General features: G+C 67.3%; 13 protein-coding genes. All 13 read right to left on the bottom strand.

What is annotated here, in order from left to right; all coding sequences use genetic code 11:
- Positions 1 to 62: 62 nt before the first annotated feature.
- Positions 63 to 1,274: a PQQ-dependent sugar dehydrogenase gene (locus GEMRO_RS0119400; protein ID WP_027135336.1), complete on the bottom strand. Its 1,212-nt coding sequence runs from the start codon at positions 1,272 to 1,274 to the stop codon at positions 63 to 65.
- Between the two features lie 125 nt (positions 1,275 to 1,399).
- A complete protein-coding gene (locus GEMRO_RS0119395; RefSeq protein WP_027135335.1) occupies positions 1,400 to 1,633 on the bottom strand; it encodes a DUF1467 family protein in 234 nt (77 codons plus the stop codon).
- A gap of 31 nt (positions 1,634 to 1,664) precedes the next feature.
- Positions 1,665 to 2,069, bottom strand: coding sequence for a methylmalonyl-CoA epimerase (gene mce / locus GEMRO_RS0119390; protein WP_027135334.1), 405 nt, complete (start codon positions 2,067 to 2,069; stop codon positions 1,665 to 1,667).
- Between the two features lie 6 nt (positions 2,070 to 2,075).
- A complete protein-coding gene (locus GEMRO_RS30630) occupies positions 2,076 to 3,764 on the bottom strand; it encodes a ribonuclease J (RefSeq protein ID WP_051329251.1) in 1,689 nt (562 codons plus the stop codon).
- Positions 3,765 to 4,155: 391 nt separating this feature from the next.
- The gene (locus tag GEMRO_RS0119380; protein WP_027135333.1) at positions 4,156 to 4,944 is read right to left on the bottom strand and encodes a biotin--[acetyl-CoA-carboxylase] ligase; all 789 of its coding nucleotides are present in this window, start codon (positions 4,942 to 4,944) and stop codon (positions 4,156 to 4,158) included.
- Positions 4,928 to 6,376, bottom strand: a complete 1,449-nt coding sequence (gene nuoN / locus GEMRO_RS0119375; protein WP_027135332.1) for an NADH-quinone oxidoreductase subunit NuoN — start codon at positions 6,374 to 6,376, stop codon at positions 4,928 to 4,930. Before nuoN ends, GEMRO_RS0119380 begins: the two co-directional genes overlap by 17 nt.
- Before the next feature lie 19 nt (positions 6,377 to 6,395).
- Positions 6,396 to 7,898 (bottom strand): NADH-quinone oxidoreductase subunit M, encoded by a 1,503-nt coding sequence (locus GEMRO_RS0119370; protein ID WP_027135331.1) that lies wholly within the window; start codon positions 7,896 to 7,898, stop codon positions 6,396 to 6,398.
- Positions 7,899 to 7,904: 6 nt separating this feature from the next.
- The gene (gene nuoL, locus GEMRO_RS0119365; protein WP_157505649.1) at positions 7,905 to 9,827 is read right to left on the bottom strand and encodes an NADH-quinone oxidoreductase subunit L; all 1,923 of its coding nucleotides are present in this window, start codon (positions 9,825 to 9,827) and stop codon (positions 7,905 to 7,907) included.
- Positions 9,828 to 9,834: 7 nt separating this feature from the next.
- Positions 9,835 to 10,143, bottom strand: a complete 309-nt coding sequence (gene nuoK / locus GEMRO_RS0119360) for an NADH-quinone oxidoreductase subunit NuoK (protein WP_027135329.1) — start codon at positions 10,141 to 10,143, stop codon at positions 9,835 to 9,837.
- Positions 10,143 to 10,751, bottom strand: a complete 609-nt coding sequence (locus GEMRO_RS0119355) for an NADH-quinone oxidoreductase subunit J (protein WP_027135328.1) — start codon at positions 10,749 to 10,751, stop codon at positions 10,143 to 10,145. The genes nuoK and GEMRO_RS0119355 overlap by 1 nt, the downstream gene beginning before the upstream one ends.
- 54 nt (positions 10,752 to 10,805) lie before the next feature.
- Complete coding sequence (gene nuoI, locus GEMRO_RS0119350; protein WP_027135327.1) at positions 10,806 to 11,294, bottom strand: NADH-quinone oxidoreductase subunit NuoI; 489 nt, start codon at positions 11,292 to 11,294, stop codon at positions 10,806 to 10,808.
- Positions 11,295 to 11,395: 101 nt separating this feature from the next.
- A complete protein-coding gene (gene nuoH, locus GEMRO_RS0119345; RefSeq protein WP_051329250.1) occupies positions 11,396 to 12,406 on the bottom strand; it encodes an NADH-quinone oxidoreductase subunit NuoH in 1,011 nt (336 codons plus the stop codon).
- Positions 12,399 to 14,456 carry an NADH-quinone oxidoreductase subunit NuoG gene (gene nuoG, locus GEMRO_RS0119340; protein WP_027135325.1) on the bottom strand — a complete coding sequence of 686 codons (2,058 nt, stop codon included), beginning with the start codon at positions 14,454 to 14,456 and terminating at the stop codon, positions 12,399 to 12,401. Before nuoG ends, nuoH begins: the two co-directional genes overlap by 8 nt.
- Positions 14,457 to 14,470: the final 14 nt, after the last annotated feature.

Below are 14,470 nucleotides of genomic sequence, written 5' to 3'. Positions count from 1 at the left end.
CGGCCGTGCCGCGCTGCAACGAAAGCGGCAGGCAGCGGCAAGGCCTGGCCTCCCGCGGCGCCTCAGTCGTCCGGCACGATCCGCAGGATCCGCCCGCTGCCCCCGTCGGTCACCGCGTAGACCGCACCATCCGGCCCGACCTTCACGTCCCGGATGCGCGCGCCCAGGTCGATCCGCTCCTCGGCGGCGACCCGCCCGTCCTCCATCACCAGCCGGACCACGCCGTGGCTCACCAGGCCGCCGATCAGGAAGCTGCCCTGCCATTCCGGGATCAGGTCGCCTTCGTAGAAGTCCATGCCGGACGGCGCGATCACCGGGTCCCAGTAGTAGACCGGCTGCTCCATGTCCTCCTTCTTGGTGATTCCCTGGCCGAACGGCTTGCCGGAATAGGCCAGCCCGTAGGTGATCACCGGCCAGCCATAGTTCTTGCCGGCTTCCGGCTGGTTCAGCTCGTCGCCGCCGCGGGGGCCATGCTCGACCAGCCAGAACTGCCCCTCGCCGTCCAGCGTCGCCGACTGCACGTTGCGGTGGCCGTAGGACCAGATCTCGGAACGGGCGCCGTCGGTGTCGACGAACGGGTTGTCGGGAGGCACGGAGCCGTCCGGCTGCAGCCGGATGACCTTGCCGAAATGGTTGTCCAGGTCCTGGACCAGGTCGCGCGACTGGGGCTGCCCGCGCTCGCCGACCGTGAGGAAGATGTTGCCGTCCGGGGCGAACACGATCCGCGAGCCGAAATGCTTGGTCGACGTCCAGCTCGGCATCTGCCGGAACAGGATCTCGACATTCTCCAGCGCCGCGCCGCCGCCCTGCTCCACCAGCCGGGCGCGGGCGAGCGTGGTGCCGTTGCCGTCGTCGCGCGGCTCGGAGAAGCTGAAATAGACCATCCGATCATCGGTGAAGTCCGGCCCCAGCGCCACGTCGAGCAGCCCGCCCTGCCCGCGGCTGTCGACCTCCGGCACGCCCTCCACCGTCACGCGGCCATCTCCATCCGCGCCGATGATCCGCATGGTCCCGGACTTCTCGGTCACCAGCATCCGCCCGTCGGGCAGGAACTCGAACGCCCAGGCCTGATCCAGCCCCTCCACGACCGTCTCGGCGCGCACCGGCACCTGCTCCGCGGCCGGTGCCCGGGTCTGGCCGGGAAAGGCCGGTTCCTGGTTCGGCGCGTTGGGCGGCTTGGGCTCCACCGGGTTCCCTTGCGCCTGCGCGTTCACGGTGACGGGGCCGCAACTCATCAGGAAGGCGGCGGAGAGCAGCGAAGCCACGAATTTCATCGAGCGATCTCCCGATCCCGCGGCGCCGCGCCAGGGCTGTGGCGCTGCCGCGTTGTCTGTCTGCCCTTCAAGCTAGGGCCGGCAGGACGGGATTCGAGGGGAACGCCTTGCAGCGTTCCCGGAGATCAGGGCCGGATCGTCATGATCCCGGAGGTCACGAACCAGTGGAACCCCCACACCGCCAGGGCGGCAAGGACGCTGGAGACCGCCGCCTTGGTCCACAGGCGCGGCCTGGCCGGTGCGCTTTCGGCATGGCCCCGCCCCGGCTCCTCGGGCGGCGCCGCACCGAACGGCAGCGCCATGAAGAAGAACATCCACCAGGCGATCACGTAGCTGAGGAGGATTTCCATAAGGGTCATGACGCAGCTTGTCGTCCGGTTGGAAGGAGGCTCAGACCTCTTCGAGCTCGACCAGCGTCCCGTCGAAGTCCTTGGGGTGGAGGAACAGGACCGGCTTGCCGTGCGCGCCGGTCTTCGGCTTCCCGTCGCCCAGGATGCGGGCGCCGCCAGCGAGCAGCCGGTCGCGGGCCTCCAGGATGTCGGCCACCTCGTGGCAGACATGGTGGATGCCCCCGGCCGGGTTCTTGGCGAGGAACCCGGCAATCGGGGAATCCTCGCCCAGCACGCCCAGCAGCTCGATCTTGGTGTTGGGCAGCTCCACGAACACCACCTGCACGCCATGCTCGGGCAGGTCGGACACCGCCGACACGGTCGCCCCCAGCATGTCGCGCCAGCGCGCCCGCGCCGTCTCCAGGTCGGGAACGGCGATGGCGACGTGGTTCAGGCGGCCCAGCATGGCGGTTCAGTCGTCCTCGAGAGCGTCCAGGGTGCGGTTGTCCAGGCGGGACACCTGCACCTCGATGATCGGCCGCCGGTCGCGCGGCAGCACGAAGGCCTGCCGGACCGCCGTGCGCACGCAGTCGCGCACCCGCTCGTCCACCGCCGCGTCGTCGTCGGACAGGGCCTCCACGGCGTTGACCACCGCGTCGATCACCGCGCGGTCGGCGCTCTCCACCGAATGGTCGCCAGCTCCCAGATCCGCCACGATCGGCTGGGTCAGGACGCTGCCATAGCCATCCAGCACCAGGCTCACCACGATGGTGCCGTGGTTCATCAGGCGGCGGCGGGTTCGGAACAGGTCGTCGCCGACCCCGCGGATCCGGTTGGAATCGACGGCGAGCCGGCCGACCGGCACCGTGTCCACCACCCGCGCCTCGCCGGGCGCCAGCTGCAGCACGTCGCCGTTGTTGATCTGGACCGGGTTCGGCACGCCCACCGACTTGGCGAGCTGGTAGTGGGCGCGCAGGTGGCGCGGCTCGCCATGCACCGGCACCATGACCTTCGGCTTGATCCAGCGCAGCATCCGCTCCAGCTCGTCGCGGGACGGATGGCCCGAGACGTGAACGAAGTGGTCGTCCTCGGTGATCACCTCGATCCCGTTGCGCACCAGCTGGTTGTGCATGTCGTAGAGCTTGCGCTCGTTGCCGGGGATGATCTTCGAGCTGAAGATTGCCGAATCCCCCGCCTCCAGCTTGATGAAGGGATGGCTCTTGCCGGCGATGCGGGCCAGCGCCGAGCGCGGCTCGCCCTGGCTGCCGGTGCAGATCAGCAGGACCTTCTCGCGGGGCAGCGAGGCCGCCTCGCGGGCATCGATGGCGCGCGGCGCGTCCTTGAGGAAGCCGACCTCGCGGGCCGCCTCCAGCATCCGCAGCATCGAGCGGCCGACGATCGCCGGGATGCGGCCACTGGCCCTGGCCGCCTCCATCATCGACCCGATCCGGGCGATGTTGGAGGAGAAGGTCGTGATCAGGACCCGCTTCTTCTGCTGCTTGACCAGCTCGATCAGGCTGTCGCGGACCTCGGCTTCCGAGCCGCTGTCGCCAGCGCGCAGCACGTTGGTGCTGTCGCCCAGCATGGCCAGCACCCCGTCGCGGCCAAGCGCGGTCAGCTGGTCGACCGGGGTCTTGTCGCCGACCAGCGGCTCCGGGTCGAGCTTCCAGTCGCCGGTATGCAGGACGTTGCCGTAGGAGGTGCGCAGCACCACCGCGTTGGCGTCCGGCACCGAGTGGGTGACGTGGATGAAGGACAGGTCGAACGAGCCGACCCTGAAGTTTTCGCCCGGCTGGACGACGTTGATCTGCACCTCGCGGCCAAACGGCACGTCGTCCAACTTGCGGGACAGCGCCGCCGCCACGAACGGCGTGCACCAGATCGGGCAGCGCAGGCGCGGCCACAGATAGGGGACAGCGCCGTAATGGTCTTCGTGGGCATGGGTGATCACCAGCCCCTCGATGTCCGGCAGCCGCTCGGCAAAGCCGATGTCGGGCAGGACGATGTCCACGCCGGGCAGGCTCTCGTCGGCAAAGCTGATGCCCAGGTCCACCATCAGCCAACGGCCATCGACACCGTACAATGCGGTGTTCATGCCGATCTCGCCCACGCCTCCCAGGGGGATGAAGCGCAGGCCCGGCGTCGTATCAGTTGATTGCATCACTTGGTATCGCGTCTCTTCCGTTCACGGTGGTCACCGTGGTGTTCAACAAGCCCGGACAGCATGAGGTCCGGGTCGACATGGTGGGTTGGGCCGGCTCCGGGAGCGCGCATCGCCCTGCGTCCGCCGCTGGCGGACGGCTCGGGGCAACGGTCGGCGCCCCGCACGGGGCCGGCAGGAAATTCGTCGGTCAGGTCGGCGTCGTCCAAAGGACGCCCGGCCAGGAGTGCCGGAAGGCTCGGCCCTTGCGCGCGGGACGCACCCGGTCCGGGCGCATCCGGCCGACGCCGCGACCGCGCCACGCCGCATCCACCGGGATGCGGGATGAACGGGCAGGCCGTGCCGGCGTCAAGAGCGAGAAGCATGGGCGAACGATAACTCCTGGAGCCTTCTACGCTGTCGGACCGGTCGCGGCCAGCGCTTCCCCCGCAAAGAGGACCTCGCCGGTGGTGATCCGCCGCACGTCGCCGGTGTCCACCAGCAGGGCGCCGTCGCTGTCGACGCCGAGATAGCGGCCGGCCAGGAGGTCCCGCCCCGGCTTGACCATGATCGCCGTTCCCGGCTCCAGGCCATGGCTGCTCCAGGCGCCGATCACCGCCGGCATCCCGAGGCGCTGCCAGGACATATAGTTCCGGTAGAGCTGTTCGAGCAGGTGCTGCTGCAGCACCGCGACATTGCAGCCAGGCAGGAGGTCAGCGAGCGCCGCACTTTCCCGTCCCGAAACGGCCGGCGCTTCAGCGACATTCACCCCGATGCCGATCGAAACCCAGGCGATGCGCTGCGCGCCGTCGGGCTCGGCTTCCAGGAGGATGCCCGCGACCTTGGCGCTGCCATGGACCAGGTCGTTCGGCCATTTCAGGCGGAACTGGCCGTGGGGCGCGCCCAGCGCCACGCAGGCTTCCGCCAGGGACAGCCCGGCCACCAGCGCCAGCCCGCCGGCTTCCTGGACCGGGACGGACGGGCGCAGCAGCAGGGTCAGGTAGAGATTGCCAAGCGGCGAGGTCCAGCCCCGCCCGTGCCGGCCACGCCCGGCGGTCTGCTGGCCCGCCACCACCACAAGGCCCTCGGCAGCGCCCTGCTGGGCCCGCGCCCGCACCAGGTCGCTGGTGCTGGGCAGGGTGGCGTGATGCTCGATCCGCCAGAACGGCCCGGCCTCGCCGGGCTCAGCGGAAGATGGCACTCGCTGCCGCCTCGGCGCTCGCGAACAGCGGGTTGATCGCCAGGACCGCCACCACCAGCAGGATCGCGGAGACACCGGCCACCGCCCCGATGCTGGGCCGCAGCGGCAGGTCGAACGGCTCGGCCGGCTGGTCGAACCACACCAGCTTGACGATCCGCAGGTAGTAGAACGCCCCGACCACGCTGGAGAGCAGGCCGATCACCGCCAGGGACACGAAGCCGGCGTCCACGGCCGCCTTGAACACGTAGAACTTGCCGAAGAAGCCGGCCAGCGGCGGGATGCCCGCCAGGGAGAACATCAGGATGGTCAGGATGCTGGCGAGCATCGGCTGGCGCCGCGACAGGCCGGCCAGCTGGTCGATCTCCTCGACATAGGTGCCGGCCCGGCGCATCGCCAGGATGCAGGCGAAGGTGCCGAGCGTCATGACCATGTAGATCGCCATGAACACCAGCACGCCGTTCACGCCCTGCTGCGTGCCAGCGGCCAGGCCGACCAGGGCGTAGCCGATGTTGGCGATGCCGGAATAGGCCATCAGCCGCTTGAAGTTGGTCTGCATGATCGCGGCGAACGCACCAAGCAGCATGGACGCGACCGAGACGAACACGATGATCTGCTGCCACTGGTCGACCCAGGCGCCGAACGGATCGATCAGCACCCGCAGCAGGAGGCCCATCGCGGCCAGCTTCGGCGCCGAGGCGATGTACGCGCTCACCGGCGTGGGCGCCCCCTCGTAGACGTCGGGGGTCCACATGTGGAACGGCACCACGCCCAGCTTGAAGCAGATGCCGGCCGCGATGAACACCAGGCCGACCAGGGCGCCCTTCGACAGGAAGGCGTTCTCGTCGCGCAGCAGGTCGCCCAGCTGGTCGAACATCACCGTGCCGGTGAAGCCGTAGACCAGCGAGATGCCGTACAGCAGCAGGCCGGAAGCGAGCGCGCCCAGCACGAAGTACTTCAGGCCGGCCTCGGTGGAGCGCAGCGTGTCCCGGTGCGACGCGGCCAGCACGTAGACGGCCAGGCTCTGCAGCTCCAGGCCCATATAGAGGCCGAGAAAGCTGTTGGAGGAGACCATCATCGACATGCCGAGCGCGCCGAACAGGCCCAGCAGCGGGAACTCGAAGCGGGCGATGCGCTCATCCTCAAGATAGTTCTGCGCGACCAGGATCGCCCCGGCGACGCCGACAAAGATCAGGACCTTCAGGTAGGCCGCGAACGCGTCCATCCGGAAATGGCCGCCGAACGTGTCGGCCGCGGTCTTGTCCGAGGCCAGAACGATGGCGGCGACGATCAGCAGCGCCATGGCGCTCAGCGGGCTGATCAGGCGGACCCCGTCATGCTCGCGGAACACGCCGACCACCAGGAAGATCAGGCCGGCGATCAGCAGCAAGAGTTCCGGAAGGGCCGGGGTGAGGTCGAGGAGCGGTGTGGTCATCGTTGGCTTTCCTTGCCGCTCACTCGCCGGCCACGGCGGCCGTGTCCACCGTCTGCGCCTGCTGCAGGAGCTGCGCCACGGCCGGTTCCATCGGACGGGTGAAGAAGGACGGGTAGATGCCGAGCCAGATCGCCAGGAACACCAGCGGCGCGAAGGCCACCATCTCGTTCCAGCGCAGGTCCTTGATCGACTTCAGGTCGTCGCGGGTGATCTTGCCGAACACGACGCGGCGATAGAGCCAGAGCATGTAGCCCGCACCCAGGATCATGCCGGTCGCGGCCAGCGCCGCCACCCAGCTGTTCATCTGGAAGACGCCCGCGATCACCATGATCTCGCCGATGAAGCCGGACGTACCGGGCAGGCCGATCGAAGCCATGGTGAAGAACAGGAAGATCACGGCATAGACCGGCATCCGCTCGGCCAGCCCGCCATAGCGGGAGATCTCGCGGCTGTGGATCCGGTCGTAGACCACGCCCACCACCATGAAGAGCGCCGCCGAGACCACGCCGTGCGAGAGCATCTGCACGATGCTGCCCTGAATGCCCAGCGCGTTGGGCGTGAAGCAGCCGATCGTGACCAGGCCCATATGGGCCACCGACGAGTAGGCGATCAGCTTCTTCATGTCCTGCTGCACCAGCGCGACCAGCGAGGTGTAGACCACCGCGACCGCGGACAGCGTGAAGATGAACGGCGTGAAGTACTCGGACGCCTCGGGCAGCATCGGCACCGAGAAGCGCAGGAAGCCGTAGCCGCCGAGCTTCAGCAGCACGCCCGCCAGCAGCACCGAGCCGCCGGTCGGCGCCTCGACATGGGCGTCGGGCAGCCAGGTGTGGAACGGCCACATCGGCACCTTGACCGCAAACGATGCGAACATGGCCAGCCACAGCCAGTACTGCAGCGATTCGGGGATCTGCGCCGTCTGCAGCACCGCGATGTCGGTGGTGCCGGTGTTCAGGTAGATCGCGAGCACCGCGATCAGGAACAGGACCGAGCCGGCCAGCGTATAGAGGAAGAACTTGAACGACGCGTAGATCCGCCGGGGCCCGCCCCAGATCCCGATGATCAGGTACATTGGGATCAGGATCGCCTCGAAGAACACGTAGAACAGCACCATGTCGAGCGCGCAGAACACGCCGATCATCAGGCTGTCCATCACCAGGAAGGCGACCATGTACTCCTTGACCCGGTGTTCCACCGAGTACCAGGAGCTCACCACGCACAGGATGGTCAGCAGGGCGGACAGCGGCACGAACCACAGGGAGATGCCGTCGATCCCCATATGGTACTGAATGCCGAGCCCGGGCATCCAGTCGGCCCGCTCGACGAACTGGAAGCCCGGCTGGTCGGGATCGAAGCCGGCGATCAGGAACAGGGAGAGGAGGAAGGTGACGCCCGAGGTCCACAGCGCCACGCTGCGGGCATTGCGGATGACGACGTCGTTGTCGCCGCGGATCACCAGGATGATCGCTGCCCCCAGGAGCGGGAGGAACGTCACCAGCGAGAGGAGTGGCCAGTCGCTCATGATCCCTCAGCTCACGAAGAACAGGTACCAGGTGACCAGCGCAGCGACGCCGATCAGCATGGCAAAAGCATAGTGGTAGACATAGCCGGTCTGCAGCCGCGCGGTCTGCTTGGCCAGCTGCGCCGTGGTGGCGGCGATCCCGTCCGGGCCGAACCCGTCGATGACGAACACGTCGCCGCCCCGCCAGAGCGCGCTACCGATCATCTTGGACGGCCGGACGAAGATGCGGTCGTACAGCTCGTCGAAGTACCACTTGTTCAGGAGGAACAGGTAGACCGGACGGGCGGCCGAGGCGAGGCGACCGGGGATGCCGGGCATCATCAGGTAGAACACCCAGGACAGGCCGAACCCGGCGATGCCGACGATCAGCGGCGCGAACTTCACCAGAGCCGGCACGTGGTGCAGCTCCTCCATGATGTTCGGCTCATGCGCCATGAAGATGGCGCCGCCCCACCACGCCGCATCCGGGTCGAGCGCGCCCTTGGCCAGCCACCCCGCGAACACCGCGCCGGCGGCGAGGCAGAACAGCGGGACCAGCATCACCCACGGGCTCTCGTGCACGTGCTCCATGGTGTGGTGATCGGCGCGCGGCTTGCCGTGGAAGGTCATCCACAGCAGCCGGCCGGAATAGAACGCGGTCAGGAACGCGGCAGCGAGGCCCAGCCAGAATGCGTAGCCGGCGAAAGGTGCGTGCGAGGCATAGGCCGCCTCCAGGATCGCGTCCTTGGAGTAGTAGCCGGCGAAGAACGGCACGCCCATCAGCGCCAGCGAGCCGATCCACATCATCGCGTAGGTGTACGGGATCTTGCGCCAGATGCCGCCCATCTTGCGCATGTCCTGCTCGTCGGACATGGCATGGATCACCGAGCCGGCGCTCAGGAACAGGAGGGCCTTGAAGAACGCGTGGGTGAACAGGTGGAACACGCCGGCGCTGTAGGCGGAGACGCCGCAGGCGAAGAACATGTAGCCCAGCTGCGAGCAGGTTGAGTACGCGATCACCCGCTTGATGTCGTTCTGCACCGTGCCGATCGTGGCGGCGAAGAACGCGGTCGAGGCACCGACCAGGGTCACCATCGCGAGCGCGGTCGGTGCGTACTCGTAGAGCGGGCTGAAGCGCGCCACCAGGAACACGCCGGCGGTCACCATGGTCGCCGCGTGGATCAGCGCGGAGACCGGGGTCGGGCCTTCCATCGCGTCGGGCAGCCAGGTGTGCAGCCCGAGCTGGGCCGACTTGCCCATGGCGCCGATGAACAGCAGCACGCCGATGATGGTGAGCGTGTTGAACTCGTAGCTGAACAGCACGATCGAGCTGTCGGCGAACTCCGCCACCTGCGGGAAGATCACGTCATACTGGATGCTGTCGAACACCAGGTAGCAACCGGCCAGGCCCAGGATGAGGCCGAAGTCGCCGACCCGGTTGACGATGAACGCCTTCATGGCGGCCGCGCAGGCGGACGGCTTCTCGTACCAGAAGCCGATCAGCAGGTAGGAGGCGACGCCCACCCCCTCCCAGCCGAAGAACAGCTGCAGGAGGTTGTCGCTGGTCACCAGCATCAGCATCGCGAAGGTGAACAGCGACAGGTACGACATGAAGCGCGGGATCGACGCGTCGTGGGACATGTAGCCCACGGAATAGACGTGGATCAGGAAGCTGATGAAGCTCACCACCAGCATCATGGTGGCGGACAGCCCGTCGATCCGGAGCGCCCACTGGGTGTCGAACGAGCCGACTACGATCCAGTCGAACAGGACGACCTTGAACGGCTCGCCGTAGATGTTGAGGAAGAAGCTCGAGATCGCGCAGATGGCCGAGATGGCCATGAATCCGCAGGTCACCACCTGCGAGGCGCGGTCGCCGATCAGGCGCCCGAACAGGCCGGCGATCAGCGCGCCGACCAGCGGCGCGAACACCAGGATCGTGTACAGCATCGCCGGATCAGCCCCGCATCAGGTTGATGTCGTCGACCTCGATACTGCCGCGATTGCGGAAGTAGACCACGACGATCGCCAGACCGATCGCCGCCTCCGCGGCGGCCACGGTCAGGATGAACATGGAGAACACCTGCCCGACCAAGTCGTTGAGGTGCGCCGAGAACGCGACGAAGTTGATGTTCACCGCCAGCAGGATCAGCTCGATCGACATCATGATGATGATGACGTTCTTCCGGTTCAGGAAGATGCCGAACACGCCCAGCGTGAACAGGATCGCGGCCAGGGTGAGGAAGTGGGAAAGAGGTATCGCCATCACACGCCTGCCCCGGTGTCGACCTTGCGGATCTCGACCGTCTGATGCGGTCGACGGTGGACCTGCCGTCCGATGTCCTGGCGCCGCGAGGTGCCGCGCGAGCGCAGCGTCAGCGTGATGGCGCCGATGATCGCCACCAGCAGGATCGCGCCGGCCGCCTGGAACAGATAGACATAGTCCGTGTAGAGAATCCGGCCGAGCGCCTCGGTGTTGGTGACCGTGAGATCGGCCGGCACCGGCGAGGCCGTCTCGAACCCGCCCGCGAACGCCCAGCCACCGACCACCAGCACCAGCTCGGCCAGCAGGATCACCCCCACCAGCGCGCCGATCGGCAGGTAGACCGCGGCACCCTGGCGCATCTTGGTGAAGTTCACGTCGAGCATCATGACGACGAACATGAACAAGACCGCGACAGCGCCCACGTAGACGACCACCAGGATCATCGCGAGGAACTCGGCGCCCAGCAGCAGGAAGAGCCCGGCCGAGTTGAAGAAGGCCAGGATCAGGAACAGCACGGAGTGCACCGGATTGCGTGCGGTGACGACCATCACGGCGCATCCGACCGTCACGGCTGCCAGCAGGTAGAAAATAGCCAGTTCGATCGTCATCGCTTACCAACCACGAAGCCTGCGTCGGCCACTATTCGTTCCAGGCGCGTCATCTCAGCGGTAGGGCGCGTCGGCGGTGAGATTGGCCGCGATCTCGCGCTCCCACCGCTCGCCGTTCGCGAGCAGCTTGGCTTTGTTGTAGAACAGTTCTTCGCGCGTCTCCGCCGCGAACTCGAAGTTCGGCCCCTCGACGATCGCATCGACCGGACAGGCCTCCTCGCAGAAGCCGCAATAGATGCACTTGGTCATGTCGATGTCGTAGCGGGTCGTGCGGCGGCTGCCGTCGCTGCGCGGCTCCGATTCGATCGTGATCGCCTGCGCCGGGCAGATCGCCTCGCACAGCTTGCAGGCGATGCAGCGCTCCTCCCCGTTCGGATAGCGCCGCAGCGCATGCTCGCCACGGAAGCGCGGGCTCAGCGGCCCCTTCTCGTAGGGATAGTTGATCGTCACCTTCTTCTTGAACATATACTTGAAGGTGAGCGCAAAGCCGGAGACCAGCTCCTGCCAGAGGAACGTCCGAGCCGCCCGATCGAGTGCGGTCATGTCCTATCGATCCCCACATTCAACATCGCGATGCCGGTGGCCGATCTGGCCCACCGGCATCGCGTCATTCCGGCAAACGGTCGTCGTGACGGCGACCGGCATCAGTTCGGCAGCAGGTCGAATGCCACCAGGAAGCCCGAGGTGATCACCACCCAGATCAGCGAGAACGGCAGGAACACCTTCCAGCCCAGCCGCATCAGCTGGTCGTACCGGTAGCGCGGCAGCGTGGCGCGCGCCCAGATGAAGATGAACAGCATCAGGCAGATCTTGAGGATGAACCAGATCGGGCCCGGGATCCAGTTGAGGGGCGCCACGTCCAGCGGCGGCAGCCAGCCTCCCAGGAACAGGATCACCGCGATCGCGCTCATCAGGATCATGTTGGCGTATTCGCCAAGGAAGAACAGCGCGAACGCCATCGACGAGTATTCGACGTTGTAGCCGGTGACGAGGCTGGCCTCGTCCTCGGGAAGGTCGAACGGATGGCGGTTGGTCTCGGCCAGGATCGAGACGATGAACACCATGAACATCGGGAAGTGCGGGATGAAGTACCACAGGCCCGACTGCGCCAGCACGATCTCGCTCAGGTTCAGCGAGCCGGCCGTGATCAGCACGTTCACGATGATCAGGCCGATCGAGATCTCGTAGGAGACCATCTGCGCCGAACTCCGCAGTGCGCCCAGGAAGGCGTAGCGCGAGTTCGAGGCCCAGCCGGCCATGATGATGCCGTACACGCCCAGCGAGCTGACCGCGAGCAGGTACAGGACGCCGACATTGATGTTGGCGATCACCATGCCGAAGCCCAGCGGGATCACCGCCCAGCCGATCATGGCCAGGGTGAAGGTGATCATCGGCGCCAGGATGAAGACGACCTTGTTCGAGGTCGCCGGGATCACTGTTTCCTTGAGGAACAGCTTCGCCCCGTCGGCCAGCGGCTGCAGCAGGCCGAACGGCCCGGTGGTCATCGGCCCCTGGCGGAGCTGCATGGCGCCGATGACCTTGCGCTCGGCATAGGTGAGGTACGCCACGGCCACCAGCAGCGGCACCACGATCAGCAGGATCTGACCGACGATGATCAGGACGGCCAGGAGGCTGTCGAGGATGGGATCACCCATGGGTGCCGGTCGCCTTCATCGAGTGTTCCGCCAGTCGCAGCTCACTGCACTCCGACATCACGGCCGAAGCGCGGGCGATCGCGTTCGTCTGGTAGTAGTCGCCGACCGGCGTGGCGAACGGCGCCCGGTCGACCTCGCCATCCTGCCCGAAGGTCTCCCAGGCGGTCGGCACGATCACGTCCGGCACTTCCAGCACCGGCGCCAGCTCGACCATCCGGGCACGCACCGCGGAGAGCGAGTCCAGGGGCACGGTGCAGCCGAGCGCGTCGGACAAGGCGCGCAGGATCTTCCAGTCCTCGCGCGCCTCGCCGGGCGGCATGGTCGCGAGCTTGGCGCGCTGGGGCCGCCCCTCGGTGTTGACGTAGGTGCCGTGCTTTTCCGTCCAGGCAGCACCCGGAAGGATCACGTCGGCGCGCGGCGCCGAGCGGTCGCCATGATGGCCCTGATACACCACGAAGGTGTCGCCCAGGCCGCTCAGGTCCAGCTCGTCAGCGCCGATCAGGAACAGCACCTCGACGCCGCCGGCGATCATCGCGGTGACGTCCTGGCCGCCCTGCCCCGGGACGAGCCCGAGATCGAGGCCAGCAACCCGCGAGGCCGCCGTGTGCAGGACGTTGAAGCCGTTCCAGCCCTCGCCGATCGCGCCGAACTCCTCGGCGACCCGGCGTGCCAGGTCCAGCACCGCCAGGCCGTCCGGACGGGTCGTCACCGCATTGCCGACGATCACCATCGGGTTCTTGGCGGCCCGAAGCTGCTCGGCAAAGCCGATCTCGCCCGACAGCAGGTCGGACAGGGTCTGCGCCCCTGCCCCCAGGTCCTGGACCGGATAGGTCAGGTCGATGCCGGTCGCCCCGATCCGGCCCACCGGCAGGCGGATCTGCCGCCAGCGCTTGCGGATCCGGGCGTTCAGCACCGCCGCCTCATGGCGGGGATCGGTGCCGATCAGGAGGATCGCGTCGGCCTCCTCGATCCCGGCGATCGTGCTGTTGAACAGCCAGGAGCTGCGCGGGCCGTAGCCGAGCTTGCTGCCGTCCTGGCGGCAGTCGACGTGGGGCGTGCCCAGCGCCGCGGCCAGTTCCCGGACCAGCACCATCGTCTCGGCCTCGACCAGGTCGCCCACCACGAACCCGATCTTCTCCGGAGCCACCGAGCCGACCTTGGACGCCACCGCGTTCAGCGCCGAGCGCCAGTCGGTCGGCTGAAGCCGGCCCTCCTGCCGAACCATCGGCCGGTCGAGGCGGCGCTTCTTCAGGCCGTCATAGAGGAACCGCCCCTTGTCCGAGAGCCATTCCTCGTTGATCTCCTCGTGCAGCCGGGGAACGATCCGCATCACCTCGTTGCCGCGGACGTCGATGCGGATGTTGCAGCCGACCGCGTCGGAGACGTCGATCGATTCGGTCTTCTTCAGTTCCCAGGTGCGGGCCCGGTACTCGTACGGCTTGGAGTTCAGCGCGCCCACCGGGCACAGGTCGACGATGTTGCCCTGCAGCTCGGAGGTGAGCGAGGCCTCGACCCAGTTGGTGATCTCCATGTGCTCGCCGCGGCTCACCGCGCCGAGTTCCTCCACGCCCGCCACCTCGTCCAAGAAGCGGATGCAGCGCGTGCAGTGGATGCAGCGCGTCATGTGCGTGGAGACCAGCGGCCCCAGGTTCTTGTCCGGAACCGGGCGCTTGTTCTCGGCGAACCGCGAATGGTCCGGGCCGTAGAACAGCGTGATGTCCTGCAGGTCGCACTCGCCGCCCTGGTCGCAGATCGGGCAGTCGAGCGGGTGGTTGATGAGCAGGAGTTCCAGCACCCCGCGCCGCGCCTTGTGCACGGTCGGCGTGTCGGTCCTGATCACCATGTTGTCGGCCGCCGGCATCGCGCAGGACGCGATCGGCTTGGGCGACTTCTCCATCTCGACCAGGCACATCCGGCAATTGCCGGCGATGTTCAGCCGCGGGTGATAGCAGAAGACAGGAATCTCACGGCCGGCTGCCTCGCAGGCCTGCAGGACGGTCGAACCGGCCGGCACCTCTACTTCTACACCGTCGACGGTCAGCTTCGGCATACGCGCGTTCCGAT

Origin of the sequence: Geminicoccus roseus DSM 18922 (assembly GCF_000427665.1) — a bacterium.
Taxonomy (GTDB): Bacteria; Pseudomonadota; Alphaproteobacteria; order Geminicoccales; family Geminicoccaceae; genus Geminicoccus; species Geminicoccus roseus.
Note: the sequence above shows the minus strand (reverse complement) of the source record. Positions and strands in the feature narration are given on the sequence as shown.

Bases quoted from the DNA above. Each gene is read 5' to 3' on its own strand.
- nuoG (WP_027135325.1), bottom strand. From the start codon at position 14,456: ATGCCGAAGCTGACCGTCGACGGTGTAGAAGTAGAGGTGCCGGCCGGT.
- nuoK (WP_027135329.1), bottom strand. From the start codon at position 10,143: ATGGCGATACCTCTTTCCCACTTCCTCACCCTGGCCGCGATCCTGTTC.
- GEMRO_RS0119355 (WP_027135328.1), bottom strand. From the start codon at position 10,751: ATGACGATCGAACTGGCTATTTTCTACCTGCTGGCAGCCGTGACGGTC.
- nuoL (WP_157505649.1), bottom strand. From the start codon at position 9,827: ATGCTGTACACGATCCTGGTGTTCGCGCCGCTGGTCGGCGCGCTGATC.
- nuoN (WP_027135332.1), bottom strand. From the start codon at position 6,376: ATGACCACACCGCTCCTCGACCTCACCCCGGCCCTTCCGGAACTCTTG.
- GEMRO_RS30630 (WP_051329251.1), bottom strand. From the start codon at position 3,764: ATGCAATCAACTGATACGACGCCGGGCCTGCGCTTCATCCCCCTGGGA.
- nuoH (WP_051329250.1), bottom strand. From the start codon at position 12,406: ATGGGTGATCCCATCCTCGACAGCCTCCTGGCCGTCCTGATCATCGTC.
- GEMRO_RS0119400 (WP_027135336.1), bottom strand. From the start codon at position 1,274: ATGAAATTCGTGGCTTCGCTGCTCTCCGCCGCCTTCCTGATGAGTTGC.
- mce (WP_027135334.1), bottom strand. From the start codon at position 2,069: ATGCTGGGCCGCCTGAACCACGTCGCCATCGCCGTTCCCGACCTGGAG.
- GEMRO_RS0119395 (WP_027135335.1), bottom strand. From the start codon at position 1,633: ATGACCCTTATGGAAATCCTCCTCAGCTACGTGATCGCCTGGTGGATG.
- GEMRO_RS0119370 (WP_027135331.1), bottom strand. From the start codon at position 7,898: ATGAGCGACTGGCCACTCCTCTCGCTGGTGACGTTCCTCCCGCTCCTG.
- nuoI (WP_027135327.1), bottom strand. From the start codon at position 11,294: ATGACCGCACTCGATCGGGCGGCTCGGACGTTCCTCTGGCAGGAGCTG.